Annotated in this window: 26 protein-coding genes; 22 read left to right on the top strand and 4 right to left on the bottom strand. The window is 68.3% G+C overall.

Features of this window, described 5'->3' with window-relative positions; all coding sequences use genetic code 11:
- Positions 1 to 32: 32 nt before the first annotated feature.
- A complete protein-coding gene (locus tag SCI24_RS02680) occupies positions 33 to 737 on the top strand; it encodes a succinate dehydrogenase iron-sulfur subunit (protein ID WP_412928888.1) in 705 nt (234 codons plus the stop codon).
- Between the two features lie 80 nt (positions 738 to 817).
- Here the strand turns inward: SCI24_RS02680 and hmpA are convergent, their stop codons facing one another.
- A complete protein-coding gene (hmpA, locus tag SCI24_RS02675) occupies positions 818 to 1,987 on the bottom strand; it encodes an NO-inducible flavohemoprotein (RefSeq protein WP_318723860.1) in 1,170 nt (389 codons plus the stop codon).
- Between the two features lie 216 nt (positions 1,988 to 2,203).
- On the opposite strand from hmpA, the gene norR reads away from it, so the two are divergent.
- Positions 2,204 to 3,763 carry a nitric oxide reductase transcriptional regulator NorR gene (norR, locus tag SCI24_RS02670; RefSeq protein ID WP_318723859.1) on the top strand — a complete coding sequence of 520 codons (1,560 nt, stop codon included), beginning with the start codon at positions 2,204 to 2,206 and terminating at the stop codon, positions 3,761 to 3,763.
- 3 nt (positions 3,764 to 3,766) lie between these two features.
- On the opposite strand, the gene SCI24_RS02665 is transcribed toward norR, so the two are convergent.
- The gene (locus SCI24_RS02665) at positions 3,767 to 4,975 is read right to left on the bottom strand and encodes a cytochrome D1 domain-containing protein (RefSeq protein WP_318723858.1); all 1,209 of its coding nucleotides are present in this window, start codon (positions 4,973 to 4,975) and stop codon (positions 3,767 to 3,769) included.
- Positions 4,976 to 4,982: 7 nt separating this feature from the next.
- The gene (locus SCI24_RS02660; protein ID WP_318723857.1) at positions 4,983 to 5,318 is read right to left on the bottom strand and encodes a cytochrome c; all 336 of its coding nucleotides are present in this window, start codon (positions 5,316 to 5,318) and stop codon (positions 4,983 to 4,985) included.
- A gap of 356 nt (positions 5,319 to 5,674) precedes the next feature.
- Here SCI24_RS02660 and SCI24_RS02655 point away from each other — a divergent pair, with 356 nt between their 5' ends.
- The 20 genes from SCI24_RS02655 (at position 5,675) to SCI24_RS02560 (ending at position 24,723) form a co-directional block, all read left to right on the top strand.
- Positions 5,675 to 7,405, top strand: coding sequence for a cytochrome D1 domain-containing protein (locus SCI24_RS02655; protein WP_318723856.1), 1,731 nt, complete (start codon positions 5,675 to 5,677; stop codon positions 7,403 to 7,405).
- 57 nt (positions 7,406 to 7,462) lie between these two features.
- The gene (locus SCI24_RS02650) at positions 7,463 to 7,948 is read left to right on the top strand and encodes an Lrp/AsnC family transcriptional regulator (RefSeq protein WP_318723855.1); all 486 of its coding nucleotides are present in this window, start codon (positions 7,463 to 7,465) and stop codon (positions 7,946 to 7,948) included.
- A complete protein-coding gene (locus SCI24_RS02645) occupies positions 7,945 to 8,478 on the top strand; it encodes an AsnC family protein (protein WP_318723854.1) in 534 nt (177 codons plus the stop codon). Before SCI24_RS02650 ends, SCI24_RS02645 begins: the two co-directional genes overlap by 4 nt.
- Positions 8,475 to 8,933 carry an Lrp/AsnC family transcriptional regulator gene (locus SCI24_RS02640; RefSeq protein ID WP_318723853.1) on the top strand — a complete coding sequence of 153 codons (459 nt, stop codon included), beginning with the start codon at positions 8,475 to 8,477 and terminating at the stop codon, positions 8,931 to 8,933. Before SCI24_RS02645 ends, SCI24_RS02640 begins: the two co-directional genes overlap by 4 nt.
- Positions 8,908 to 9,465 (top strand): Lrp/AsnC family transcriptional regulator, encoded by a 558-nt coding sequence (locus SCI24_RS02635; protein ID WP_318723852.1) that lies wholly within the window; start codon positions 8,908 to 8,910, stop codon positions 9,463 to 9,465. Before SCI24_RS02640 ends, SCI24_RS02635 begins: the two co-directional genes overlap by 26 nt.
- 18 nt (positions 9,466 to 9,483) lie before the next feature.
- Positions 9,484 to 10,701 (top strand): heme d1 biosynthesis radical SAM protein NirJ, encoded by a 1,218-nt coding sequence (gene nirJ, locus SCI24_RS02630; protein WP_318723851.1) that lies wholly within the window; start codon positions 9,484 to 9,486, stop codon positions 10,699 to 10,701.
- Between the two features lie 19 nt (positions 10,702 to 10,720).
- Positions 10,721 to 11,569 carry a uroporphyrinogen-III C-methyltransferase gene (gene cobA, locus SCI24_RS02625; protein ID WP_318723850.1) on the top strand — a complete coding sequence of 283 codons (849 nt, stop codon included), beginning with the start codon at positions 10,721 to 10,723 and terminating at the stop codon, positions 11,567 to 11,569.
- Entirely contained in the window at positions 11,566 to 13,149 is a 1,584-nt protein-coding gene (locus SCI24_RS02620; RefSeq protein ID WP_318723849.1) for a cytochrome D1 domain-containing protein, read from the top strand. The genes cobA and SCI24_RS02620 overlap by 4 nt, the downstream gene beginning before the upstream one ends.
- 120 nt (positions 13,150 to 13,269) lie before the next feature.
- Positions 13,270 to 14,484: an NnrS family protein gene (locus SCI24_RS02615; protein WP_318723848.1), complete on the top strand. Its 1,215-nt coding sequence runs from the start codon at positions 13,270 to 13,272 to the stop codon at positions 14,482 to 14,484.
- A 24-nt stretch (positions 14,485 to 14,508) separates the two neighbouring features.
- The gene (locus tag SCI24_RS02610) at positions 14,509 to 14,895 is read left to right on the top strand and encodes a SirB2 family protein (RefSeq protein ID WP_318723883.1); all 387 of its coding nucleotides are present in this window, start codon (positions 14,509 to 14,511) and stop codon (positions 14,893 to 14,895) included.
- 62 nt (positions 14,896 to 14,957) lie between these two features.
- Complete coding sequence (locus SCI24_RS02605; protein ID WP_318723847.1) at positions 14,958 to 15,275, top strand: carboxymuconolactone decarboxylase family protein; 318 nt, start codon at positions 14,958 to 14,960, stop codon at positions 15,273 to 15,275.
- Positions 15,276 to 15,401: 126 nt separating this feature from the next.
- On the top strand, positions 15,402 to 16,430 hold the full coding sequence (locus tag SCI24_RS02600; protein WP_318723846.1) for an amino acid ABC transporter substrate-binding protein: 1,029 nt from the start codon (positions 15,402 to 15,404) through the stop codon (positions 16,428 to 16,430).
- A gap of 81 nt (positions 16,431 to 16,511) precedes the next feature.
- Positions 16,512 to 17,690, top strand: coding sequence for an amino acid ABC transporter permease (locus tag SCI24_RS02595; RefSeq protein ID WP_318723845.1), 1,179 nt, complete (start codon positions 16,512 to 16,514; stop codon positions 17,688 to 17,690).
- Between the two features lies 1 nt (position 17,691).
- On the top strand, positions 17,692 to 18,801 hold the full coding sequence (locus tag SCI24_RS02590; protein ID WP_318723844.1) for an amino acid ABC transporter permease: 1,110 nt from the start codon (positions 17,692 to 17,694) through the stop codon (positions 18,799 to 18,801).
- Positions 18,802 to 18,859: 58 nt separating this feature from the next.
- Positions 18,860 to 19,588 carry an amino acid ABC transporter ATP-binding protein gene (locus SCI24_RS02585; RefSeq protein ID WP_412928886.1) on the top strand — a complete coding sequence of 243 codons (729 nt, stop codon included), beginning with the start codon at positions 18,860 to 18,862 and terminating at the stop codon, positions 19,586 to 19,588.
- 189 nt (positions 19,589 to 19,777) lie between these two features.
- A complete protein-coding gene (locus SCI24_RS02580; protein ID WP_318723843.1) occupies positions 19,778 to 20,230 on the top strand; it encodes a cytochrome c in 453 nt (150 codons plus the stop codon).
- A 54-nt stretch (positions 20,231 to 20,284) separates the two neighbouring features.
- Positions 20,285 to 21,640, top strand: coding sequence for a cbb3-type cytochrome c oxidase subunit I (locus SCI24_RS02575; protein ID WP_318723842.1), 1,356 nt, complete (start codon positions 20,285 to 20,287; stop codon positions 21,638 to 21,640).
- A 57-nt stretch (positions 21,641 to 21,697) separates the two neighbouring features.
- A complete protein-coding gene (locus SCI24_RS02570) occupies positions 21,698 to 22,510 on the top strand; it encodes a CbbQ/NirQ/NorQ/GpvN family protein (protein WP_318723841.1) in 813 nt (270 codons plus the stop codon).
- A gap of 9 nt (positions 22,511 to 22,519) precedes the next feature.
- Positions 22,520 to 24,466: a nitric oxide reductase activation protein NorD gene (locus SCI24_RS02565; RefSeq protein ID WP_318723840.1), complete on the top strand. Its 1,947-nt coding sequence runs from the start codon at positions 22,520 to 22,522 to the stop codon at positions 24,464 to 24,466.
- A 38-nt stretch (positions 24,467 to 24,504) separates the two neighbouring features.
- On the top strand, positions 24,505 to 24,723 hold the full coding sequence (locus SCI24_RS02560; protein WP_318723839.1) for a hypothetical protein: 219 nt from the start codon (positions 24,505 to 24,507) through the stop codon (positions 24,721 to 24,723).
- A gap of 50 nt (positions 24,724 to 24,773) precedes the next feature.
- Here the strand turns inward: SCI24_RS02560 and brxL are convergent, their stop codons facing one another.
- On the bottom strand, positions 24,774 to 26,834 hold the full coding sequence (gene brxL, locus SCI24_RS02555; protein ID WP_318723838.1) for a protease Lon-related BREX system protein BrxL: 2,061 nt from the start codon (positions 26,832 to 26,834) through the stop codon (positions 24,774 to 24,776).
- Between the last annotated feature and the right edge of the window lie 8 nt (positions 26,835 to 26,842).

Below are 26,842 nucleotides of genomic sequence, written 5' to 3'. Positions count from 1 at the left end.
GAATTCGATTTATCGCTGGGAGAGCGACCATGATCAAGGTACGGCTCTATCGCTACCATCCCGATGAGGATGACCGGCCGCGCCTCGAGACGCTGGAGGTGGAGGAGCGCTTCCGCAAGGCGATGGTGCTCGATATCCTCGAGCACCTGAAGCAGCAGGATGCCACCCTGGCCTATCGGCGCTCCTGCCGCGAGGGGGTGTGCGGCTCCGATGGCATGAACATCAACGGGAGGAACGGCCTGGCCTGCATCACGCCGGTGGAGGAGGTGCTGGGCAGCGGCGATACCCTGACCCTGCGTCCGCTTCCCGGCATGCCGGTGATCCGCGACCTGGTCGTCGACCAGACGCTGTTCTTCCGCCAGTTCGAGAAGATCCGTCCCTGGCTGATCAACGATGAGCCGCCCACCGCCACCGAGCGACGCCAGAGCCCGGCGGACCGCGAGAAACTCGACGGCCTCTACGAATGCATCCTGTGCGCCTGCTGCAGCTCGGCCTGCCCCTCCTGGTGGTGGAACCCGGACAAGTACATCGGCCCGGCCGGCCTCATCCAGGCCTACCGCTTCCTGATCGACAGCCGTGATACCGCCACCGACGAACGTCTGGCGGAGCTCGACGACCCCTTCAGCGTGTTCCGCTGCCGACAGATCGCCAACTGCACCTGGGTCTGCCCCAAGGGGCTGAATCCGATGCGCGCCATCGGCCATATCAAGGCAATGCTGCTGGCGCGTGGCAGCTGAGCCCCATCTCCAGCACCCAGGCAGCACGACGGCGCCCCGGCCATGCCGGGACGTCGTGGGTGTGGTAGGTGGGGCGGGTCTCAGGCCGCGTCGAGGGGGCGCGAGGGGCCGAAGTGTTCGTAGTGGCGACGCTCGCCGGGCACGCCCAGTTCGGCGAGCGCCCGGTCCACGGCGGTCATGAAGCCCTGGGGGCCCACGAAGTAGCAGCGGGCCCCTTCGGGAACCAGGCGGGCCAGCAGCTCGCGGTCAATCCGGCCGGTATGGTCGGCATCGTTGCCGCGCTCGTGGATGCTCACGGCCCGCAGCCGCTCCGGGTGAGCCTCGGCCAGGGCCGCGACCTCGTCGCGGAAGGCGTGATGCTCGGCGTCCAGGGCGGCGTGCAGGTAGACCACCCGGCGCCCCTGGGCCAGGGCATGGCGGGCCATGGGCAGCATCGGGGTCTGGCCGACGCCGCCGCTGGCCAGCAGCAGGGGCTCGTCACCCTCTTCCAGGGTCAGGTCGCCGGCGGGCGGCAGCAGCTCCAGGGTGTCGCCGACGCCCATGACATCGTGCAGGTGACGGCTGGCGCGCCCTTCCGGCTCGCGCTTCACCGAGATCCGGTAGTGGCCGCCGTTCGGCACGTCCGAGAGGCTGTAGTGCCGATAGACCGGCTCGCCGTCGATGGTCAGCCTTAGGCCGATGAACTGGCCCGGCTGATGGTCCGCCACCGGGCCGCCGTCCTCGGGTTCCAGCACGAAGGAGCGGATCACTGCGCTCTCCTGGCGGGTGTCGGCGATGCGGAAGCGGCGCGTGCCCCGCCAGCCACCGGGGCGCCCCTCGAACTCCCGGTAGCGATGGTCTTCCAGTTCGATGAGCAGGCCGGCGAGCTCCTCGTAGAGGCCGCTCCAGGCCGCGGCGACCTCCGGGGTCACCGCCTCGCCCAGCACCTCGCCGATGGCGGCCATCAGGCACTCGCCGACGATGGGATACTGGTCGGGCTGGATGCCCAGGGAGACATGCTTGCTGACCACGGTGGCCAGCACGCCGCGTGCCTGCTGGGGGTCCTGGCGCAGCCCCACATAGGCCAGCACGGCCCCGGCCAGGGCTCGCGGCTGGCCGCCGTCCTGCTGGTGGGCCTGGTTGAAGAGCGGCTTCACCTGCGGATAGCGCTCGAACATCAGCGGGTAGAAGCGCCGGGTGATGGCATCGAGATGCTCGGCCACCACGGGGGCGGTGGCCGCGATCAACTGCTCCTGCTCTATCGTCAGCATGGGAATCCTTCTGTCAGGGGGATGTTCTGGTTTGGCCCTTTCCCGTGAGCAAGAGTCGTGCCAGCCAGGCTCCGGGCAAGATGTCGCAGCGCAGCATGGCGGCCTGAGTCGCCAACGAGTCCCCGGCGTGGGCACGGCACTCCAGACCGGGTGATAGTGGCAAAGTGACACGATCTCTGTTGTCATGCTGACACTTATTGTCGAAAGCACAGTGCCATGACCGACTTCCTGCGCGCCTTGCGCGAACTGCTGGGTTGCCTGACTGAGCGGGCGCCGGACGCCTCCCTGGCCGGCGAGTGGGATGCCCTGCTCCAGGCCCTGGTGGGCCGCTATCCGCTGGATGCCGCCACCCTGATGGTGATGGAGGGCGGCGCCCTGCAGCCGGTGGCCGTGCTGGGCCTGCCCGGCGAGGTCCGAGGACGGCGCTTCGAGCCGGCGCAGCACCCCCGGCTCGCCGCCATCGCCGCCCATCCCGGCGTGTGCCGCTTCCCGCCGGACTGCGACCTCCCGGACCCCTTCGACGGCCTGCTCGACGAGGACCTCAGCCAGGTGCACGACTGCCTGGGGGTGGCCCTGCGCGACGAGGGGCGACTGATCGGCCTGCTGACCCTGGACGCCCTCTCCTCCGGGGCACTGCGGGACCTGGAGGAGGCGGAGCTGCTGGCCGCCGCGGAGCTGCTGGCCGTCTGCCTGCGCTTGGCGGAGCGCCTGGCGGAGACCCGCTCGCGGCTCAGCGAGGTGCTGGGTGGCGAGGCGACCGGCAGCGGGCTGCAGCAGTGGAGCAGCCCTGCCATGCAGCGGCTGATGACGGCCGTTGATCTGGTGGCACCCACCGGGATGAACGTGCTGCTGCACGGCGAGACCGGGGTCGGCAAGGAGCGGGTGGCCCGCGAGTTGCACCGGCGTTCCGCCCGGCGTGGCGGCCCCCTGGTGCAGGTCAACTGCGCCGCCCTGCCCGAGAGCCTGATCGAGAGCGCCCTGTTCGGCCATCGGCGTGGCGCCTTCTCCGGCGCGGTGAAGGATCACCGTGGCCACTTCGAGATGGCCGATGGCGGTACCCTGATGCTCGACGAGGTGGGCGAACTGCCGCTGGCCCTGCAGCCCAAGCTGCTGCGGGTGCTGCAGGAGGGGGAGATCCAGCCGCTGGGCAGCGAGCAGGCGCGGCGAGTGGATGTCCGGGTGATCGCCGTGACCAACCGCGACCTGGCCGCCGAGGTCGGGGCAGGGCGCTTCCGGGAGGATCTCTATCACCGGCTCGGCGTCTTCCCGCTGGAGGTGCCGCCGCTTCGCGAGCGCCCCGAGGATATCCCGCTGCTGGCCGGCCACTTCCTGGAAGACAACCGGGTGCGCCTCGGGGTGGCCAACCTGCGCTTCGCTCCCGAGGCCCAGGCGGCCCTGCTCGGCTGGCACTGGCCCGGCAATGTGCGCGAGCTGGAGCACGTGCTGGCCCGTGCCGCCCTGCGGGCCCTCGGCGAGCAGGAGGCGCTCACCGTGCCGGGCCAGCGGGCGGCGGTACTGCGCATCGAGCCGGGCCACCTCCAGCTGCCGCGCGGGGACGCCCCCGCGGCGGCCGACACCCCGGCGGCACGCGGCATCGTCGGCGGTGAAGCAGAGGCCGGCGGCGGCCTGCGGGAGGCCACCGAGGCCTTCCAGCGGCGGCTGATCCGCGATGCCCTGGCCGCGCAGGGCGGCAACTGGGCGGCCGCCGCCCGGGACCTGGCGCTGGATCCCGGCAACCTGCACCGCCTGGCCCGCCGCCTGGGCCTCAAGGCATGAGGTTCACAGCCCGATGCGATGGGCCCGATCGGTAAAGAAGATGCCGCTGGGCGACTCGCTGTCGAGGCGTGCGATCTCCTCCAGGGTGCGGGTGTCGTAGACCACCACCCGGTCGCTGTCCCGGGCCGAGATCCATACCTGCTCGCCCCGGGGGGTGAACTCCATGTGCAGCACCGCCTCGCCGGGCGTGAGGGTGGCCACCACCTCGCGCGACTCGGTGTCGATCACCTGCACCACGTCGTTGTCGGGGTGGGCGAAGTTGACCCACACCTGGCGCTCGTCGGGGCGGGACATCACGAAGATCGGCTGGCCATGGACCGGGATACGGTCGACCAGCGACCAGTCGTCGCTGTCGGCGAGGAGCACTTCGTGGCGTCCCACCGCCGGCAGCCAGGCCTCGTCGCCGGCCATCGCCCAGCCCTCCAGGTGGGGCATCTTGTAGACCGGCAGGCGCTCCTCGCCGCGGCCGTAGTCGGGCAGGATGCGCTGCACTCCCGCCTCCGGATGCCAGAGGTCGAGCAGTGCCAGGCCATCCTCCCCGAACAGCCCGGCGATGTAGTAGCGCCCGTTGGGGCCGATCAGGGCATCGTAGGGCGCCTTGCCGATATCGGTGAAGCGGGTCACCTCGGGGGCGCCCCCGCTCATGTCCACCATATGGATCTCGCCGGCCTCGAACAGGCTGTAGACGAAGCGGTTGCCGGGGGCATCCACCAGCCCCACCACCTTGGAGCGCTGCTCCTGGCCGTCCTCGTCCCGGTAGGTCGCCGGGATATCGGCGACTTCCTCCAGGGTCTCGCTATCGAAGAGCTTCACGCCACCCGGCTCGTAGTTGGCCACCGCCACCAGGGCGCCATCCTGGGAGATGGCGCCACCGATGCTGTTGCCGGACTGCATCACCCGGTGGGTGATCTCGCCGGTGAGCAGGTCGACCCGGCTCAGCCCGCCATCGCGGCCGAAGACGAAGGCGTAGCGGGCATCGCGGGAGAACTTCACCGAGGCGTGGGACAGGTCGCCCAGCCCCTCCACCCGCTCGAGGATGCGGCGCTCGCTGGTGTCCACCACCGCCAGGCTGCCGGTGGCGCGCTCCACCACCACGCCGAGGTCGCCGGTGCCGCGCAGCTCGGTATTCGGGGTGGCCTGGCAGCCGGCCAGCAGGGCGAGCAGCGAGACGGCGGCGAGGGGCTTGCGAAGGGGGGCAGGCATCAAGGGCATGGCAGGGTCACTCATCCAGGGGGTTGTCGTTCTGCAGGTGGTCGGCGAGCCAGCGCGCCTCCTCCTCGGTGAGCAGGCCGGCCCAGCCGGGCATGGCGGTGCCGGCGACGCCGTTGAGGATCAGCGCGGCCAGCCCGTCGCGGCTGTAGGCGTTCATGCGCGACTCCGGCAGTGCCGGGCCGAGGCCGCCGCGCAGGGTCATGCCGTGACAGGAGCCGCAGTCCTGGTAGAGCAGGGTCTCGAGCTCCTGCGCCCGCTCGGCGGAGAGCGAGCCATCGGCCAGGGCGGCCAGCGGCAGCCAGCAGAGCGCCAGCAGCAGGCGGCGGGGGGCGGAAAGGGGCATGGCATCTCCTCGGGCGGGCCCGGTGTCGTGGCTGGTGGCAGTGTCACCGCTGGCGGCCGGGCGTGCCTTGACGGGGGTCAAAGCGTCGCCCTGCAGGGCCCATGAAGCATGATCCCTCCGGGCTCGCAATGTCTCTTTGGAGGTAGGCCAGAGGCACTTTGACACAGGTCAACCTTGCCGGGGAAAGCGGCGCGGGAGCCGTTAAAGATGCATGAATTATACGCGTTAATGGGCCAATCTCTGGCGCAGGAAGGTCATCGACCGTACAGCTTCGGGTGGCCATCCGGCGAACGACAACAATGACTCGCCCATGACCTGGCGACAGCGCATTCAAGGATCATGACAGAGGTGGAACGATGATGAAGAAAGACTGGTATCTCAAGCCCCTGGCGGTGGCGGTGACCACCGTCGCCCTGGGGATCAGTGCGGCCCAGGCTCAGGATGGTCACAAGGGTGTCGACGAGGCCAAGAGCGCCTACCAGGGCGCGCCGTCGGCCATGGACCCGAAGTCCGCCAAGGTGGTCACGACGCCCGGTGCGCCGGACCTGACCGAGGCCGAGTTCGAGAAGGCCAAGGAGATCTACTTCCAGCGCTGCGCCGGCTGCCACGGCGTGCTGCGCAAGGGGGCCACCGGCAAGCCGTTGACCACCGACATCACCCAGGAGCGCGGACTGGAGTACCTCAAGGCCTTCATCACCTACGGCTCCGCGGCCGGCATGCCCAACTGGGGCACCTCCGGCGACCTCACCGATGACGAGGTCGAGCTGATGGCCAAGTACGTCATGCACGAGCCGCCGGTGCCGCCGGAGTTCGGCATGCCGGAGATGATGGAGACCTGGGAGGTGAAGGTCGCGCCGGAGGACCGCCCCACCGAGCAGATGAACGACCTGGACATCGAGAACCTGTTCTCGGTCACCCTGCGTGATGCCGGCCAGATCGCGCTGATCGACGGTGCATCCAAGGAGATCGTCAAGGTCCTCGACACAGGCTATGCGGTGCACATCTCGCGCATGTCCGCTTCCGGTCGCTACCTGTTCGTCATCGGCCGCGATGCCAAGGTCGACATGATCGACCTGTGGATGGAGGAGCCGGAGATCGTCGCCACCATCAAGATCGGCATGGAGGCGCGCTCCGTCGAGACCTCCAAGTTCGAGGGCTACGAGGACGACCTGGCCATCGCCGGCGCCTACTGGCCGCCCCAGTACGTGATCATGGACGGCGAGACCCTGGAGCCGAAGAAGATCGTCGGCACCCGCGGCATGACCGTGGACACCCAGGAGTACCACCCGGAGCCCCGCGTGGCGGCCATCGTGGCCTCCCACCAGCACCCCGAGTTCATCGTCAACATCAAGGAGACCGGCAAGGTCCGACTGGTGAACTACGAGAACCTGGACGCCATCTCCACCGTCGAGATCGACACTTCCCGCTTCCTGCACGACGGCGGCTGGGACGCCTCGGGTCGCTACTTCCTCACCGCGGCCAACGAGTCCAACCAGATCGTGGTGATCGATGCCCAGGAGCGTGAGCTCGAGGCGATCGTCGACGTGGGCAAGATCCCGCACCCGGGCCGCGGCGCCAACTTCGTCGATCCCGAGTTCGGGCCGGTGTGGGCCACCAGCCACCTGGGCGACAACACCATCCAGCTGATCGGCACCGACCCGGAGGGGCATCCCGACAACGCCTGGCAGGTGGTACGCACCCTGGAAGGCCAGGGCGGCGGCTCGCTGTTCATCAAGACCCACCCGGAGTCCGACAACCTCTACGTCGACACCGCCCTCAACCCGGGCGAAGGGCCCAGCCAGAGCGTGGCGGTCTTCGATGTCAACGACCTGGAGGCCGGCTACGAGGTGCTGCCGATCGCCGAGTGGGCCGACGTGGGCGAGGGCGTCAAGCGCGTGGTTCAGCCGGAGTACAACCAGGCCGGTGACGAGGTGTGGTTCTCCGTCTGGAACACCATGGACGAGACCTCCGCCCTGGTGATCGTGGATGACGAGACCCGCGAGCTGAAGCACGTGATCAAGGATGAGCGTCTGGTCACCCCGACCGGCAAGTTCAACGTGATCAACACCCAGAAAGACATCTACTGATCGGGAACCGGCGGCGGGCGCAAGCCCGCCGCCACCCGCCGCAAGTGAGCTGTGCCGATGCATTGCCAAGTCCGAGACCTCGATACCCTGGATCGCCGCCTGATCGACAGCTACCAGCGTGGCCTGCCGGTCTGCACCCGCCCCTTCCACGCCGTGGCCGAGCGCCTGGGCACCTCGGAGGCCGAGGTGATCTCACGCCTGGAGCGCCTGCAGGCCCGGGGCGTGCTGAGCCGGGTGGGCCCGGTGTTCGACCACGCCCGGGCCGGCGCCAGCCTGCTCGCCGCCGTGGCCGTGCCCGAGGCCGAGCGCGATGCCTTCGCAGAGCTCATCAACGCCGCCCCCGGCGTCAACCACAACTATGCCCGTGAACACGACTACAACCTCTGGTTCGTGATGACCGCGCCGGACGAGCCCGAGCTCGAGGCGCGGCTCGAGACCCTGGAGGCACGCCTGGGCGTGCCGATCCTGCGCCTGCCGATGCTGGAGGGCTTCCATATCGACCTCTCCTTCCCCATTCCCTGGGCCGAACTGGAGCACACATGAGCACCGCGACCCCGCTGTCCCTCGATACCGCCCGCGCGCCCGGTGAGCCGGATGCCCACCGCCGCCTGCGCGCCCTGCTGGAGCAGGGGCTGCCGCTCACCCCGCGGCCCTGGCAGGCCCTGGCCGAGCAGGCCGGCATGGCCGAGGAGGAGGTGATGGCCTGCGTGCGCCGCTGGCAGGCCGAGGGGATGATCAAGCGCCTGGGGCTGGTGGTGCGCCATCGCCGCCTGGGGATCCAGGCCAATGCCATGGTGGTGTGGGACGTGCCGGACGAGTGGGTCGCCCTGGTGGGGCGCCGGCTCGCCCGGGAGACCGCGGTGACGCTCTGCTACCGCCGCCCGCGGCGCCTGCCCGACTGGCCCTACAACCTCTTCTGCATGATCCACGGTGCCCGCCGCGAGCGGGTGCTGGGGGAGCTCGCCGCCATCGTCGAGCGCCTGGGCCTGGGCGAGCTGGAGCACCGCGTGCTCTTCAGCACCCACGCCTACCGCCAGTGCGGCGGCCGCTACGTGCGGGAGGGGGCGGCATGACCCTCGAGGATCTCGACGCCGTCGATCGTCGCCTGATCAACCGCCTGCAGGAGGGCCTGCCCCTGGTGGCGCGCCCCTATGCGGCGGTGGCCGAGACGCTGGGCATCGCCGAGGGCGACCTGCTCTACCGCCTGGAGCGCCTGCGCGAGGGCGGGGTGCTGAGCCGCTTCGGCCCCATGTACCACGCCGAACGCCTGGGCGGCGGCCTGACCCTGGCGGCGCTGGCGGTGCCCGAGGCCGACTACGAGCGGGTCACCCAGGCGGTCAACGCCTTCCCCGAGGTGGCCCACAACTATCGCCGCGAGCACGCGCTCAACATGTGGTTCGTGCTGGCCACCGAGACGCCCGAGGCCATCGACGCGGCCATCGCCGGCATAGAGGCGGCCACCGGCCTGCCGGTCTACAACATGCCCAAGGAGGAGGAGTTCCATGTCCGTCTCCACCTGCCCGTCTAGGCCGGCCCCGGATGGCGAGTTGCCGGAACACGACACCCGGGGACTCGACGCCGCCGACCGCGCCATCGTGCTGGCCACCCAGGCCGGCCTGCCGCTGGTCCCCGACCCCTGGGGGGCGGTGGGGCGCGAGGTGGGCCTCGACGGCGCCGAGGTGCTCGAGCGCATGCGGGCGATGCAGGAGCGCGGGGTGATCCGCCGTGTCGCAGCGGTGCCCAACCACTATCGCCTCGGCTACGTGGCCAACGGCATGACGGTGTGGGACGTGGACGACGCCCAGGTCGAGCGCCTGGGCCGCGAGGTGGCTGCCATCGAGGGCGTCAGCCACTGCTATCGCCGCCCGCGCCACCTGCCCCACTGGCCCTACAATCTCTTCGCCATGCTCCACGGCCACAGCCGGGAGGAGGTCGAGCGCCAGGCCGCGGTGCTGCGCGAGCGCCTGGGCGAGGCGTGCCGCGACCATCGCATCCTCTACAGCTCGCGCATCCTCAAGAAGACCGGGCTGCGCCTGTCGCGCCGCGCCGGGCAAGCGTAACCAAGGCAGGAGAACGCCATGTTCCGCGTCACCCGCTATATCAAGAGCCTGATGGAACCGGCCCCGGTGCCGCCGGCACGCAAGCCGCCCGGCCCGGTGGTGATCTGGAACCTGATCCGCCGCTGCAACCTGACCTGCAAGCACTGCTACACCACCTCGGCGGACATCGACTTCGCCGGTGAGCTCTCCACCGCCGAGGCCCATGCGGTCCTCGACGACCTCGCGGCCTTCCGGGTGCCGGCGCTGATCCTCTCCGGCGGCGAGCCGCTGATGCGGCCCGACATCTTCGAGCTGTCGCGTCGCTCCCGGGAGCTGGGGATCTACACCGGGCTCTCCACCAACGGCACCCTGATCACCGAGGAGAATATCGACGAGATCGCCGACGTGGGTTACGACTACGTGGGCATCAGCATCGATGGCCTGGAGGAGACCCACGACGTCATCCGCCAGCGCCAGGGCGCCTTTCGCGAGTCGATGCACGCGGTGAAGCTGTGCAAGGAGCGCGGCATCAAGGTCGGCCTGCGCTTCACCCTGACCCGCGAGAATTACGAGCAGCTCGGCGACATCCTGGCGCTGCTCGACGAGCACGACGTCGACAAGTTCTACCTCTCGCACCTCAACTACGGCGGCCGCGGCCGGCGCCACAGCAAGCAGGACGCCTGGTACCGCATGACCCGCGACGCCATGACCCGGCTCTTCGACCACTGCCGCGACGAGCTCGAGCGCGGCGTGGAGCGCGAGTACGTCACCGGCAACAACGACGCCGACGGTCCCTTCCTGCTGATGTGGGCCCGGGAGCACTTCCCCGAGCAGGCCGAGGCCCTGGAGCAGCGCCTGGTCAACTGGGGGGGCAACGCCTCCGGCGAGCATATCGCCAACATCGACAACCTGGGCCACGTCCACCCGGACACCTTCTGGTGGGACCACGACCTGGGCAGCGTCCGCGAGCGGCCCTTCTCGGAGATCTGGTGCGATACCACCGACCCGCTGATGGTCGGTTTCCGCCAGCGGCCGCGGCCGCTCAAGGGGCGCTGCGGCGAGTGCCACTTCCTGCCGATCTGCAACGGCAACACCCGGGTGCGGGCCTGGAAGGTCTCCGGTGACCCCTGGGAAGAGGATCCCGGCTGCTACCTGACCAACCGCGAGATCGGGGTCGAGGGCGCCGATGAGCGTCGTATATCTGCCCCCTATGTCTCCCCACCCTATGAGGCCATCCAGGCCGTCGAAATCCAGTAGGCTTGCGAGGAATTCCGCCATGCCGTCACGTCGCGTTTCCTATGATCTCGCCGAGTCGCCCCTGGCGCCCGGCGAGGTGGCCATCGTCGGTGCCGGGCCCGGTGACCCGGGGCTCCTGACCCTGCGGGCCCTGTCGCTGCTCGAGCAGGCCGACTGTCTGGTCTTCGACCGCCTGGTCTCCCGCGAGGTGCTGGCCCTGGCGAGCCCCCGCGCCCGGCGCTTCTACGTGGGCAAGGCCTCGCGCTGCCATGCCCTGACCCAGGAGGAGACCAACGCCCTGCTGGTGCGCCTGGCCGGGGAGGGCAAGCGGGTCGTGCGGCTCAAGGGCGGCGACCCCTACATCTTCGGCCGGGGGGGCGAGGAGGCCGAGGTGCTGATCGCGCACGGCATCCATTTCCGGGTGGTGCCGGGGATCACTTCCGCCCAGGGCTGTGCCGCCTATGGCGGTTTCCCGCTGACCCATCGCGACCACGCCCAGAGCGTCACCTTCGTCACCGGGCACTGCAAGGGGGATGGCGACCTGGCCCTGGACTGGTCATCCCTGGCGGTGCCCCATCATACGGCGGTCTTCTACATGGGGCTGGCCAACGCCGGGCTGATCAGCCGGAAGCTGCAGGACCACGGCCTGCCCGCGGACCATCCGGTGGCCCTGGTGGAGCGGGGCACCACCCCCGAGCAGCGCCAGGTGATCACCTGCCTGGGCGAGCTGGTCGAGACCATCGCGCACGAAGGCCTGAAGCCACCCACCCTGATCGTGGTGGGCGAGGTGGTGCGCCTGGCGGGCACCCTGGCCCAGCCGGCCCCCAGGGAGGCGACCTTCGCCGAGGGCGAGACCCTGGAACTGGTGCGGGAGCGGATTGCCCTGTGAAATGCGTCGTCTCCCTGCGGATGTTCCTGTCGCCCCTGGCCGCCGCGCTGCTGGCCACGGCCATGGCCCCGGCCGGTGCCGACGACACCCGCGCGCTCTACCAGGCCCAGTGCGCCTCCTGCCATGGCGAGGAGCGCCTGGGCGGTATCGGCCCTGCGCTGCTGCCGGGCAACCTCTCGCGGCTCAAGCCTGCTGCCGCCGAGGCGGTGATCCGCGACGGGCGAGCTGCCAGCCAGATGCCGGGCTTCGGCGAGCAACTCGATGACGATCAGATCGCCTCCCTGGCCGAGTGGATCTACCGTGAGCCCGAGGTCGAGCCCACCTGGGGGCGCGACGAGATCCTCGCCAGCCACGAGGTCACCCATCCGGATGGAACCTTGCCGGATGTGCCGCGCTTCGACGCCGACCCGCTCAACCTCTTCATCGTGGTGGAGACCGGCGACCACCACGCCAGCCTGCTGGACGGCGACACCTTCGAGCGGATCCACCGCTTCGAGACCCGCTACGCCCTGCACGGCGGGCCCAAGTACACCCCCGACGGGCGCCATGTCTTCTTCGGCTCCCGGGACGGCTGGATCACCAAGTACGATATCTACAACATGGAGGTGGTGGCCGAGGTGCGCGCCGGCATCAACATGCGCAACATCGCCGTCTCCGCCGACGGCCGCTACGTGATGGCCGCGAACTACCTGCCCCACAGCCTGGTGCTGTTCGATGCCCACAACCTCGACCTGATGAAGGTCTACCCGGCGGTGGGCAAGGAGGGCGAGAGCTCCCGGGTCAGCGCCGTCTACGCCGCGCCGCCGCGAGGCAGCTTCATCGCCGCCCTCAAGGACCTGCAGGAGGTGTGGGAGATCCCCTGGCCGCTGCCCACCGAGCCGGTGGTCTCCACCGGCCATATGGCCACGCCGCTCGAGCAGCGCCGCGGGCATGACACGCCCAACTTCCAGGTGCGGCGCATCCCGGTGCCCGACTACCTCGACGACTTCTTCTTCGACCTCGACTACGAGCACGTCATCGGTGCCTCCCGAGGTGGGGAGAGTGACGGCCAGGGCGGCATGGTGGTGAACCTGGACAGCGGCGAGAAGGTGGCCGACCTGCCCCTGGAGGGGATGCCCCATCTGGGCTCGGGCATCACCTGGCAGCATGAGGGGCGCCGCGTGATGGCGACTCCCCACCTCACCCGTGCGGCGGTGTCGATCATCGACATGACCGACTGGACGGTGATCAAGACCCTCGAGACCGACGGCCCCGGCTTCTTCATGCGCAGCCACGCCAACTCGCCCTATGTCTGGGCGGACGTCTTCTTCGGCCCCAACCGCGACCGGGTCCATGTCATCGACAAGGCGAGCCTGGAGATCGTCGAGACGCTGATTCCCGAGCCCGGCAAGACCGCCGCCCACGTGGAGTTCGACCGCTATGGCGAGAAGCTGCTGCTCAGCCTGTGGGAAGACGATGGCGCGGTGATCGTCTATGACGGCGATACCCTGGAAGAGGAGAAGCGCATTCCCATGAGCAAGCCCTCCGGCAAGTACAACGTCTGGAACAAGACGCGCTACGAGGAGGGCACCAGCCATTAGGGAAGGGTGACCGACCAGGTCGATCCTGCCATAAGAAGTATTCTTGATGCCTGTCATGGAAGGCGCGCCCGGCGTGGGGCACAATGGCCATAACCAAGCGTTTTAGTCGGGTATGGCGCCATGCAATCGACCTCTTCCTCTTCCGTCCGCTCCTCCACGCTGTCGCGCCTGCCGGTGGCGCGCCTGGCCTTCCGCCCTTTCTTCCTGCTGGCGGCGCTGTTCAGCGTGCTCTCCCTGGGGGTGTGGTTCGCCTTCTGGCACGGCGATATCCTGCTGCGCCCCTTCGGTGGACTGATGTTCTGGCACCAGCACGAGATGCTCTTCGGCTTCGCCGCCGCCGTGGTGGCGGGCTTCCTGCTCACCGCGGTGCAGAACTGGACCGGGCTGCCCAGCCTCAAGGGTGGCCCACTGCTGGCCCTGGTCGGGGTCTGGCTGGCCGGGCGGTTGCTGATGGCCTTTCCCATGGGCCTGCCGCCCTGGCTGCCGGTGCTGGCCGACCTGGCGTTCCTGCCGGTGGTGGCGGGGGTCATGGCCCGGCTGGTGATCGCCGCGAAGCGCTGGCGCAACCTGGTCTTCCTGCCGGCCCTGGCGCTGCTGACCCTCGCCAACCTGGCCATGCACCTGGGGGTATTGACCGGCGACGCCGAGCTGATCCGCCAGGCCGCCTACCTGGCGGTGCTGCTGTTCTCCCTGCTGATGGTGGTGGTGGGCGGCCGGGTGATCGCCATGTTCACCGCCAACCGCCTGGGGCTGACCCGCAGGCCGCCGATCCCGGCCCTGGAGTACGCGAGCCTCGGCAGCGTGATGGCGGTGGTGCTGGGCCAGCTGCTGGTAATGCTCGGCGTAGCGATCCCTGACGTCCTGCTGGCGGCCCTGATGGGGCTTGCCGCCCTGGCCAACGCCGTGCGGCTGTTGCGCTGGGGAGGCCTTTACAGCTGGCGCGAGCCGTTGCTGTGGGGACTGCACTTGAGCTACGCCTTCATCCCCGTGGGCCTGGCGATGTGGGCCCTGGCGGTGCTGGGAGCCTTCCGGGCCGAGCTCGCGGTGCACGCCCTGACCATCGGCGGCATGGGCACCATGATGCTGGCGATGATGTCGCGGGTCTCGCTGGGCCATACGGCGCGTCCCATCCGTACCCTGCCGGGCATCGGGGTGGCCCTGGGCCTGATGGTGGCCGCGGCCCTGCTGCGCTCGCCGGTGCTGGCGCTCTTTCCGCAGATCACCCACTGGACCTACAACCTGGGCATCATCTTCTGGTGCCTGGCCTACGGCATCTTCCTCGTCCACTATACGGGGCCGCTGCTGTCGGCCCGGGCCGACGGCAAGGATGGCTAGCCGCGGCCTGGGGAGCGCACCATGATCGAACACTATGCCCTGATCAAGCACCTGCACGTCACCGCCGCCACCCTGAGCATCCTCTTCTTCATGCTGAGGGCCTGGTGGTCGGTGCGCGAGGCGACGGTGCTGAAGGCGCGCTGGGTGAGGGTGGCGCCCCATCTCATTGATACCTCCCTGCTGGTGCTGGGCGTGGTGTTGATGGTGTTGCTCTCCGTCTGGCCCCACCAGCACCCCTGGCTGGCGGCCAAGCTGATTGCCCTGCTGGCCTATATCGGCCTGGGCACGGTGGCGATCAAGCGCGGCCGGACGCCCCGGACGAGGGCCGTCGCCGCCCTGGCCGCGGTGGCCACCTTCGCCTACATGCTGGGCGCGGCGATCCGCCACAGCCCGCTCTCCTGGCTGGCGTGACGCAGGGAGCGGCCGTGCTGGCCTATACTGTCCCCGCCACTCTTCTGCAGAAGGACGATCTCATGTCGAAACAGGAACTTCCCGCCGGCGCCGGCCAGGTGGCCGAGCACTATCCAGAGGTGTGGGACGCCTACGCCGAGCTGGGCCGGGCCTGTGCCGAGTCCGGCCCGCTGGACGCGCGCACGCGTCGCCTGGTCAAGCTGGCGCTGGCCGTGGGGGCGCGCTCCGAGGGCGCCGTGCACTCCCATGTGCGTCGCGGCCTGGAGGAGGGCGAATCCGCCGCGGCCCTCAAGCAGGTGGCCATGCTGGCCATCCCTACCCTGGGGCTGCCCAGCGGCGTCGCGGCCCTGACCTGGATCGAGGACATCACCGAATCCTGACTCCGGCGGCCCTCGGGCCACTGGGACAAGCGTTTAATCGCCGGCTGGCGACGAGGCTCCGGGATCTGCTAGTTTCGAGGCTGCTGCATCAGCAACACTCGACCTAACAGACCCTGGAGTTCTTTAATGCGGTACAACAACAAGACACTGCTCTCCCTTTCCGCCGCCGCCCTCTGCCTCGGCGCGGTCTCGTCCGCCTCGGCGGCCACCCTGGACGAGGTGCAGAAGCGGGGCGAGCTGCGTTGTGGCGTCAACGTCGGCCTCTCGGGCTTCTCCTCGCCCGATCAGGATGGCACCTGGCAGGGACTGGACGTGGAGACCTGCCGCGGTATCGCCGCCGCCATCTTCGATGATCCCGAGGCGGTCTCCTTCACGCCGCTGACCGCCAAGGAGCGCTTCACCGCCCTGCAGTCCGGCGAGATCGATGTCCTCTCGCGCAATACCACCTGGACCGCGACCCGCGACAACTCGCTGGGCCTGAACTTCACCGCCACCACCTTCTACGACGGCCAGGGCTTCATGGTCGCCAAGGACCTGGGCATCGAGAGCCCGGACGAGTTCAACGGCGCCTCGATCTGCATCCAGTCCGGCACCACCCACGAGCTCAACCTGGCCGACTACTTCCCCTCCCGCGGCATCGAGATCCAGACCGTCACCTTCGACACCCCTGACCAGACCGCCCAGGGCTTCGCCAGCGGCCGCTGCGACATCCTCACCTCCGACACCTCCCAGCTCAGCGCCCTGCGCCTGCAGCTGCCGGAGCCGGACAGCGTCGAGATCCTCGAGACGCTGATCTCCAAGGAGCCGCTCGGGCCCGTGGTGCGCCAGGGCGATGACCAGTGGCTGGACATCGTCAAGTGGTCAATCTTCGCCATGGTCAATGCCGAGGAGCTCGGGGTGAACAGCGACAACGTCGACGACATGAAGGCCGACCCGCCCAATCCCCAGGTGGCCCGCCTGCTGGGCGTGGATGGCGACTACGGCGAACAGCTCGGCCTCGAGAACGACTGGGCCTACAACCTGATCAGCCACGTCGGCAACTACGGCGAGGTGTTCGCCAGCACCGTGGGCGAGGACTCCCCCATGCAGATCAGCCGTGGCGTGAACGCGCTGTGGAACGAGGGCGGCATCCTCTACGCACCGCCGGTCCGCTGACCCACCCTGAACGTCCAATGACCGGGCACCACGCATGGCGACATGCGTGGTGCCGTTTCGGGTACGTCTGCGAGGCTCGTTATGCTGCGTTCTTCCTCACGGGAGCGGGGGCCGCTGTGGCGTGACCCCACCTTCCGCGCCCTGCTGGTGCAGGGCATCCTGCTGCTGGCGCTGGGGGCGTTCATCGCCATGGTGGTGTCCAACACCCTGGCCAACCTCGAGGCCCGGGGCATCACCACCGGCTTCGGCTTCCTCCAGGACCGGGCCGGCTTCTCCATTCCCCAGACACTGATCGAGTACTCCGGCGACAGCACCTATGCCCGCACCTTCGTGGTGGGGCTGCTCAATACCCTGCTGGTCTCCGCCATGGGCATCGTGGCGGCGACCCTGATCGGCTTCGCCGTGGGCATCGCCCGGCTGTCGCCCAACTGGCTGCTGGCCCGGCTGGCCAGCGCCTACGTGGAGATCTTCCGCAACATCCCGCTGCTGGTGCAGATCCTGTTCTGGTACTTCGCCGTGCTGCAGGCCCTGCCCAGCCCGCGCGACAGCCACTCGCTGTTCGAGGCGATCTTCCTCAATGTGCGCGGCGTGGTCCTGCCCGACCCCCAGCCGCTGGCCGGCTTCGCCGCCACCCCCTGGGCGCTGCTGGTCGCGGTGGTCGCCACCTGGTGGCTGGTGCGCTTCGCGAAGCGCCGCCAGGCGGCGACCGGTCGGCCGCTGCCGGTGTTCAAGCTGGGCGCCCTGCTGCTGGTCGGCCTGCCGCTCGCCACCTTCCTGGCCACCGGCATGCCGCTGGAGTGGTCCATCCCGACGCTCCAGGGCTTCAACTTCCAGGGTGGTGTGACGGTGCTCCCCGAGCTGATGGCCCTGTGGCTGGCGCTCTCCATCTACACCGCCTCCTTCATCGCCGAGATCGTGCGCTCGGGCATCCAGTCGGTGCCCCAGGGGCAGGTGGAGGCGGCCAAGGCGCTGAGCCTGCCCGCCGGCATCATCCTGCGCAAGGTGGTGATTCCCCAGGCGATGCGGGTGATCGTGCCGCAGCTGACCAGCCAGCACCTCAACCTGATCAAGAACTCCTCGCTGGCCACGGCGATCGGCTACCCGGACCTGGTGGCGGTGTTCTCCGGCACGGCGCTGAACCAGACCGGGCAGGCCATCGAGATCGTCGCCATGACCATGGCCGTCTACCTGCTGATCAACCTGGTGGTGTCTGCGCTGATGAACCTCTACAACGCGCGCACCCTGCTCAAGGAGCGGTGACATGGAAGCGACCTCGACCCGAACCGAGATGATTCCCGAGCGCCGCGCGCCCGACATGCGCCGGGGGGCGATGGGCTGGCTGCGGGCCAATCTCTTCAATACGCCGCTCAACGGGGCGGTGACCCTGGTCACCGCCGCCCTGCTGGCCTGGCTGCTGTGGCCGGCGCTGCAGTGGGCGGTGCTCCAGGCCGACTGGATCGGCGACTCCCGCGAGGCGTGCAGCGGCGAGGGGGCCTGCTGGGTCTTCATCAGCGCCCGCTTCGAGTCCATCGTCTATGGCTTCTACCCCGAGGCCGAGCGCTGGCGGGTGGACCTGGTCTTCCTGCTGATGGCCGCGCTGGTGGCCTGGCTGGCCATCCCGCGCCTGCCCGCCAAGCGCTGGGTGGGGCTGTTTGCCCTGGTGAGCTTCCCCGTGGTGGCCTTCTTCCTGCTGGTGGGCGGCAGCTTCGGCCTCGAATTCGTGCCCACCCGGAACTGGGGCGGGGTGATGCTGACCCTGACCATCGCCACCGTGGGGATCGTCGGCTCGCTGCCCATCGGCGTGGTGCTGGCGCTGGGACGCCGTTCGCAGATGCCGCTGGTGCGTGGCTTCTGCGTGGTGTTCATCGAGTTCTGGCGCGGCGTGCCGCTGATCACCGTGCTCTTCATGGCCTCGGTGATGCTGCCGCTGTTCGTGCCGACCCAGGTGGAGTTCGACAAGCTGCTGCGGGCCCTGGTGGGCATCATGCTGTTCTGGAGCGCCTACATGGCCGAGGTAGTGCGCGGCGGGCTCCAGGCGATTCCCCGTGGGCAGGAGGAGGCTGCCAAGGCGCTGGGCATGGGCTACTGGCAGCGCATGGCGCTGATCGTGCTGCCCCAGGCGCTCAAGCTGGTCATCCCCGGCATCGTCAACACCTTCATCGCGCTGTTCAAGGACACCTCCCTGGTGCTGATCATCGGCCTCTTCGACCTGCTGGCGATCATCCGCGCGGGGCTGACCGACAGCGACTGGCTGGGGTTCGCCACCGAGGGCTATGTCTTCGCGGCCCTTGTGTTCTGGGTGTTCTGTTTCAGCATGTCGCGCTACAGCCAGTACATCGAACGGCGCCTGCACACCGGCCACCGCAACTGACAACCACGAACGGGACTCTCTCATGAACCAGGCAAACGCCGCCCGGGCCGACTCGCCGATGATCGAGATCGCCGGGCTCAACAAGTGGTACGGCGACTTCCACGTGCTGCGCGACATCGACCTGACGGTGGCCCGGGGCGAGCGCATCGTCATCTGTGGCCCCTCGGGCTCGGGCAAGTCGACCCTGATCCGCTGCATCAACCACCTCGAGGAACACCAGGAGGGGCGCATCGTGGTCAATGGCATGCCCATGACCCGCGACGTGAAGCGCATCGAGCAGATCCGCCGCAACGTCGGCATGGTGTTCCAGCACTTCAACCTCTTTCCCCACCTGAGCGTGCTGGACAACTGCTGCATCTCCCAGACCTGGGTGCAGAAGAAGCCGCGCGCCGAGGCCGAGCGCACGGCGATGGAGATCCTCGAGCGGGTGCAGATCGCCGACCAGGCCCGGAAGTACCCGGGCCAGCTCTCCGGTGGCCAGCAGCAGCGGGTGGCCATCGCCCGAGCGCTGTGCATGCAGCCGGAGGTGATGCTCTTCGACGAGCCGACCTCGGCGCTGGACCCCGAGATGATCAAGGAGGTGCTCGATGTCATGGTCGAGCTGGCCCGCGACGGCATGACCATGCTCTGCGTGACCCACGAGATGGGCTTCGCCAAGACCGTGGCCGACCGGGTGATCTTCATGGACCAGGGGCAGATCATCGAAGAGGCGCCTCCCGAGACCTTCTTCAACCACCCGAGGTCCGAGCGCACCCAGCTGTTCCTCGGCCAGATCCTCGGCCACTGAGCCCCTCCCGGGCGACATCCCGTTCGGCTGTCGCCCACCTTCCTTCCCCGGAAATTGACCGGCGTCAAAGCCCCACCCCGTGCTCTGCTGCTACGCTTAACATGTATCTGTGATACATCTTAAAGGGGACGCAGGGCTGCATGCCGCTAAGGGCGGCGGCACTGCCACACGAGCAAGGGGGTATGGTCCATGGCCGACGGTCTCACCAAGTCGGCGGCCCGCAACATCTTCTACGGCGGGTCGCTGTTCTTCTTTCTGCTGTTTGCCGCGCTGACGGCCCACAGCCACTGGTACATGGTCAACACGTCCACCGACAGCGAGGGGCTCACCGAGTCCGTCAAGCACGGCAAGGAAGTGTGGGAAAAGAACATGTGCATCAACTGCCACAGCATCATGGGCGAGGGTGCCTACTTCGCGCCGGAGCTGGGCAACGTCTGGGAGCGCTACGGAGGACACCAGAATCCGGAGGCGGCCCGGGCGGGTCTCGCCGCCTGGATCCGGGCCCAGCCGCTGGGGGCCCAGGGACGCCGTCAGATGCCGGCCTACGACTTCAGCGAGGAGGAGATGCAGGCGCTGATCGACTTCCTGGAGTGGACCGACGGTATCGACGACCAGGACTGGCCGCCACATCCCGCCGGCTGAGCCGCCTGAACGCCGGATCGCCGGACCGCGGATAAATCAAGGAGAACGACACCGATGAAATACGAAACCCAGAAGGTGGCGCTGCCCTTCTTCATGGTGGCCATGGCGCTCTTCGCGCTGCAGGTCGTCTTCGGGCTGCTGGCCGCCACCGTCTATGCCTGGCCCAACTTCATGGCCGAGCTGATGCCTTTCAACATCATGCGCGTCAGCCATACCAACCTGCTGATCGTCTGGCTGCTGCTCGGCTTCATGGGCTGCACCTACTACCTGATGCCGGAAGAGGCCGAGCAAGAGATCCACAGCCCCACCATCGCCTACATCCAGCTGGCGATCTTCGCCTTCGCCGGGGCCGCGGCACTGGTCGGCTACCAGTTCGGTATCCACGAGGGGCGCGAGTTCCTTGAGCAGCCGTTCTGGGTCAAGGTGCTGATCACCATCTCCTTCCTGATGTTCCTGTTCAACACCAGCATGACCCTGCTCAAGGGCCGCCGGACCGCGATCAACCTGGTGCTGATGCTGGGCCTGTGGCTGGCCGCGGTGTTCTGGCTGTTCGCCTTCTACAACCCCACCAACCTCGCCGTGGACAAGCTCTACTGGTGGTGGGTGGTGCACCTCTGGGTCGAGGGCGTCTGGGAGCTGATCATGGCGGCCCTGCTGGGCTACCTGCTGATCAAGATGACCGGCGTCGACCGCGAGGTGATCGAGAAGTGGCTCTATATCATCGTCGGCCTGTCGCTCTTCTCGGGCCTGCTGGGTACCGGCCACCACTACTACTGGATCGGTGCGCCGAGCTACTGGCAGCCCATCGGCAGCATCTTCTCCACCCTGGAGGTGATCCCCTTCTTCGCCATGGTGGTATTCGCCTTCACCATGTTCTGGAAGGGCAGCCGTAACCACCCCAACAAGGCCGCCATGCTGTGGGCACTGGGTTGCCCGACCGTGGCCTTCTTCGGCGCCGGCGTGTGGGGCTTCATGCACACCCTGCACTGGATCAACTACTACAGCCATGGTACCCAGGTCACCGCCGCCCACGGCCACCTGGCCTTCTACGGCGCCTACGTGATGCTGATCCTCGGCGTCATCACCTTCGCCATGCCGCAGCTGCGCCGCGTCCAGCCCTACAACCAGGTGCTGAACATGTGGGGCTTCTGGGTCATGACCGGTGCCATGTGCTTCATGACCTTCACGCTGACCTTCGCCGGTGTCGTCCAGACCCACCTGCAGCGCGTGCTGGGCATGAACTACATGGAGGTGCAGGACCAGCTCGGCCTCTTCTACCTGATGCGCCTGGGCGCCGGTGTCGCGGTGGCCGTGGGGGCGGTGATGCTGATCTACGCCTTCTTCGGCCCGGCCCGCGAGCAGGTGCCGGCCGGTGGCTCCCAGCTGACCGCAGGCCCCGAACGCGCCTGACCAACCGAGGGCCCCGCTCGGGGCCCTCTTTCGTTCACCCTGACGGGAGTGACCCCCATGCCCCTTTCCCCCGTGGCCGCCAACGCCAGCGAGCAAGAGATTCCCTATTACCAGAGCGTCGGCAACGAGTGCGCCATGTTCGAGCAGGCGTTCCAGCAGCGCCTGCCGCTGCTGCTCAAGGGGCCGACCGGCTGTGGCAAGACCCGCTTCGTCAGCCATATGGCGGCCAAGCTCGGCAAGCCGCTGTTCACCGTCTCCTGCCACGATGATCTGACCGCCGCCGACCTCACCGGGCGCTACCTGCTGCAGGGCGGCGAGACCCGCTGGGTCGACGGCCCCCTGACCCGCGCCGTGCGCGAGGGGGGCATCTGCTACCTCGACGAGGTGGTGGAGGCCCGCAAGGACGTCACCGTGGTGATGCACCCCCTGACCGACGACCGGCGGCTGCTGCCGCTGGAGCGCACTGGCGAGCTGCTCGAGGCGCCGGACGACTTCATGCTGGTGGTCTCCTACAACCCCGGCTACCAGCACATTCTCAAGTCCCTGAAGCCGAGCACCCGCCAGCGCTTCGTGGCGATGTCCTTCGACTTCCCGCCCCCCCAGGTGGAGCGCGACATCGTCGCCCGCGAGAGCGGCCTCGCGCCGGAGCGCTGTGCCGCACTCGTCAACCTGGCGGCCAGCCTGCGCGACATGAAGGGCCAGGACCTGGAGGAGGGCGTCTCCACGCGCCTGCTGGTCTACTGCGCGACCCTGATCCAGGCCGGCATGCCGATCCTCGATGCCGCGCGTGCCACCCTGGTGGAGCCGCTCTCCGACGATGCGGACGTCCAGGAGGGGCTGATGGAGGCCATCCAGGCGACCTTCGGATGAGGAGCGATCATGCTGGACTTTCTTGAGGTCGAGGAGACCGTCGGCCGCTTCTGGCACCGCTGGGCCTCCGGCGCGGCGAGCTATCCGGACCATCCCGAGGCGGCGGTCAGCCTCGAGAGCCTGCGTCCCATGCTCGGCGTCTTCTTCCGTGCCGGCGGCGGCGAGGCCGGGGTCGAGGTGGCCGCCATCGCCCGTCGCGGTTCCGCCCACCGGCTGAGCCTGCGCCAGCGGCTGGGGCTCGACGAGGAGGCCCTCGACCAGGCCCGTCGCGACGAGGAGAACCTGCTGCTGCCGCCGCGCCTGGCGCTCTTCCCCGAGGCCGCCCTCAATCGCGATCTCTATCTGTGGTTGACCGCCTACCTGGCCGAGGCACGGCCGCTGAGGTATCCCGAGGATCCCCTGCAGGCCGACCTGGCGCGCCTGCGCGAGGCGCGTCGTACCGCTCGTGCCGCCCTGGCGCGCTTCCCCGGGCTGACGGATCGCTACGTGCGCCTTTGTGGCGAGCTGCTGGCCATCCGCCCACAGCGCAGGCGCCTGCCGCCCCGCGAGGCGGAACTGGAGGCCGCCGTGCGGGCCGAGCTGGGGGCCCCCGACCCCGAGGAAGGCTGGGCCCTGGCCATGCAGCGCGCCATCCGTGAGCCGGACTTCCCGCTGGAGGAGTTCCGCGCCCCGCGCGGCTACCGCCCGCCGCTGCCGGTGCCGCTGTGGGGCCAGGCGGTCACCCTGGGCACCCGCGACGGCGCCCGCGAGCAGAGCGTGGACGACGACGAGGAGCTGGCCAGCGCCGCCGCCTCGCCCGACGATGACCACGGCAAGCGCAAGGCCGACCGCCGCGAGCAGGACCAGGCCGATCGTGACGACCCGCTGATGCTCAACAACATGGAGAAGATGCTCTCCTGGGCGGAGATGGTGAACCTCAATCGCCACGTGGAGGACGAGGAGGAGGACGAGGCGCGCCAGGCGGCCGACCAGATGGACGAGATCGTGCTCAGCTCCAACCGCAAGAAGGCGGCCTCCCGGCTCAAGCTCGACCTCGACCTGGCCCCCGACGAGGTTGCTGGCGGCCGCCTCAAGGGAAGGCATCTCTATCCCGAATGGAACCACCGCAGGCAGGCCTACCTGCCCGATCACTGCGTGGTGCTCAGCGACGTGCAGAGCGAGGAGGGGGAGGACTGGGAGCCCGACGAGGCGACCCGCCGTCGCATCCGCCGGGTGCGTCGCGAGTTCGAGGCGCTGCGCCCGCGGCGCGAGATCCTGCGCGGCCAGCTGGATGGCAGCGAGCTCGACATGGACGCGGTGATCCGCTCACGCTGCGACCTGGCCGCCACCGGCGAGGCCAGCGATCGCCTCTACATGGCCAGCCGCACGCAGGCCCGTGACCTGGCGGTATCGATCCTGGTGGATGTCTCGCTCTCCACCGAGGCGTGGCTGCAGGACCGCCGGGTGCTCGACGTGGCCAAGGAGGCGCTGCTGGTGCTGGGTCATGGCCTGGCCGGCTGTGGCGACGACTACTCGATCCACAGCTTCACTTCCCAGCGTCGCCACAAGGTGTGGGTCAACACCCTGAAGGAGTTCGACGAACCCATGGGGGATCGGGTGTCGCGGCGCATCTCGGCGCTCAAGCCTGGCTCCTATACCCGCATGGGGCCCGCCATTCGTCACCTGACCAAGCAGTTGAGCGAGCGTCCCAATCGGCATCGGCTGCTGCTGATGCTCACCGACGGCAAGCCCAACGACAATGACTACTACGAAGGGCGCTACGGCATCGAGGACACCCGCAAGGCGGTGCTCGAGGCGCGGCGCCAGGAGGTGCGGGTGTTCGGGGTGACCATCGACCGCGAGGCGGGACAGTATATCCCCCACCTGTTCGGTCGCGGCGGCTACGCCATCGTGCAGCGTCCGGAGCACCTGTCGCTGGCCCTGCCGGGCATCTACCGCCAGATCATCGCTACCTGAGCCTATTGTCCGTCGAACCATCGCCTAGGAAACGCGCCATGACCCTTCAAACCCGACTGATCCTTGCCGTGGCGGCCTGGTGCCTGGTCGCCGTGGCGCTGGTGCTGCCGCTGGTGTGGCTGATCAACAACCGCGACTGGGGCATCGGCCTGATGCTGCTGGTGCCATTCCTGGTCTACGCCCTGATGCGCCTGGGTCGCACCCTGGAAGGCTGGGCACGGGCGACGCCGCCACCGGAGCCAACGCACAAGCCGTGACGTCAGACTGCCCTGCTAGGAGCGTGATGCTTGGCAGGGCGTCAACTTCCCTACTCCCCCAGCGACTTCAGCAGCGCGTCCCTGGCATCCAGATAGAACTGGATGTCCACCTTGGTGGCCATTTCGTCGGAGAGGTCGAATAGCATCTTGCGGCATGTCACGGGCATCAGGATGGCTGTGGCGCCTTTCTCCACGGCGATCTCCACGAGGGTGACTGGATTGTGGATTGGCTCAATGGAGCCGCCGAGGTTGATCTCGCCGACCACGATCAGGCCGCCACGCAGGCTGCGCTTGAGTAGGGATGAGCTCATGGCGATCAGCGCGGCGACCCCCAGCTTGCTGCCGGCCTTGGCGGCATCGAAGGCGCACAGCTGCACGGTGAACTCGTGCTGTCGAGGTTCCTTGTCGCCGACCAGCTGGCCGGCGCGGGTGTAAAGGTTCTGCTCGGCGTAGCCGATGCTCTCCCGAAAGGCCGGCGGCACCGGCTTGTTGAGGATCTTGACGCCGGTGCCGGGGCCCTCGTTGACCTCGATGCGGAACAGGCCGGGATGTTCCTCCTGGCCGTTGCTGGCCTGACCGCCGGGGCTGATGCTCCACACCTGGCCGGGTTCCAGCGGGTCGTTGCCGATGCTGTTGTCACTCTGCAGCTCAGGGGTGGCGACGAACTTCTCCACGCCGTCTTCGCCCATCGTGTAGCTGAAATGGGTGTTGCGGAATTCGGCGGCCCCGATGCGCTTCTGCTGTTCCTTGACCCGTCGGCGCGCCTCCATGGCGATATGGATGGCCCATTCCACATCAACATCGCTAGGAGAGAGGTCATCACCGGGGTAGAGCAGCTTCAGCAAGCCACTCGCGGTCTTGTTGACGGCGTTGGTATCACGGCCGGACAGGGCGCCGCCGAAGAACACCCTTCCCTGCCACTGCGAGACTCGGCTCTGGCTGCGCAGTTGGCTCCAGCACTCCGAGAGAAAGTCGCTGACCAGGCCGAAGTGGTCGGTGAGCAGCTCTTTGCTGACCTTGGGCACGTCCCAGCCGGGCAGGAAGGCGTGGATGCGGTCCATGAAGGCAGTGTCGTGGCGCATCTCCTCCGGCAGCGGGCCGAACAGGTGGCCGATACGCTGCTGGTGTTCCACGTCCACCTCGAAATTGCCCACCAGCACGATGGAGCCATCGGCCCGGATGCTCTCCTTGCCGCGGGAGAACTCGCCGCTTTCCATGTAGCCCTTCATGATATTGACGCCGTCCTTGTTGTCGAACGAGATGCCGGACACCTCGTCGAAGCAGACCACGTCGTACTGACACACCAGGCCACGCTGGCCGTTGGCGTTGTTGACGAACATCTTTGCCACGGTGGCCTTGCCGCCGGAGATCAGGTGGGCATAGGGCGAGACCTGCTGGAAGAGGTGGCTCTTGCCGGTTCCTCGGGGCCCAAGCTCGACGACGTTATAGTTGCGCTCCACGAAGGGCACCATGCGCAGCAGCATGGCGTCCTTCTGGCGTTCGGTGAGGCCTGCTGGCTCGATACCCGTAGAGCGCAGCAGGAACGCCTTCCACTCCTCGGTGGTGAAGTGCTGGCGGGCTTGGGCCAGCTCATCGAGCACATCGCGCTTGGAGAGCTGGATCTCGCGCAGGGCACGGATGCCGAAGGGGCGTCCGCCCTGCTCCTGGGCGATGCTGGCGTCGTACTCCAGGGTCAGCTCGGCGTAGAAGCCACCTGTCAGCATGCGCTCGTGCTCGCTGACCAGGTCATCTGGAATCCGCACGTCGGTCAGGCGCAGGCTCGGCAGGCTGGCCATGTAGGTGTCGTTCTTGGTATCCAGGCGGGCCTGGATCAGGTCGATGATCTTGATTTCGCCCTTCTCGCGAGCGCGAGCCTTGAATAGCTCCTCCTCGCCAGCCTTGATGGTGCGCGACTTGAGCTGCCGCTGGACCACTTCTAGCCCTTCCTCGATCTCTTCAGGATCGGTGCTGGCACAGTAGCGGCCGAGCAGGAACTCCACCACATAGGTGGGAACCGGAAACTGCCGAGCGAAGGTGCGTACCAGATCCTTGCGCACCAGGTACCCGTCGAGCAGCTCAGCCGCCTTGCGATCCAGTTCATCGAGTTCCATGACGTCTC

Origin of the sequence: Halomonas sp., from assembly GCF_033549285.1 — a bacterium.
In the GTDB taxonomy this organism is placed as follows: Bacteria; Pseudomonadota; Gammaproteobacteria; order Pseudomonadales; family Halomonadaceae; genus Halomonas.
This window is presented reverse-complemented; position numbering and strand designations above follow the sequence as displayed.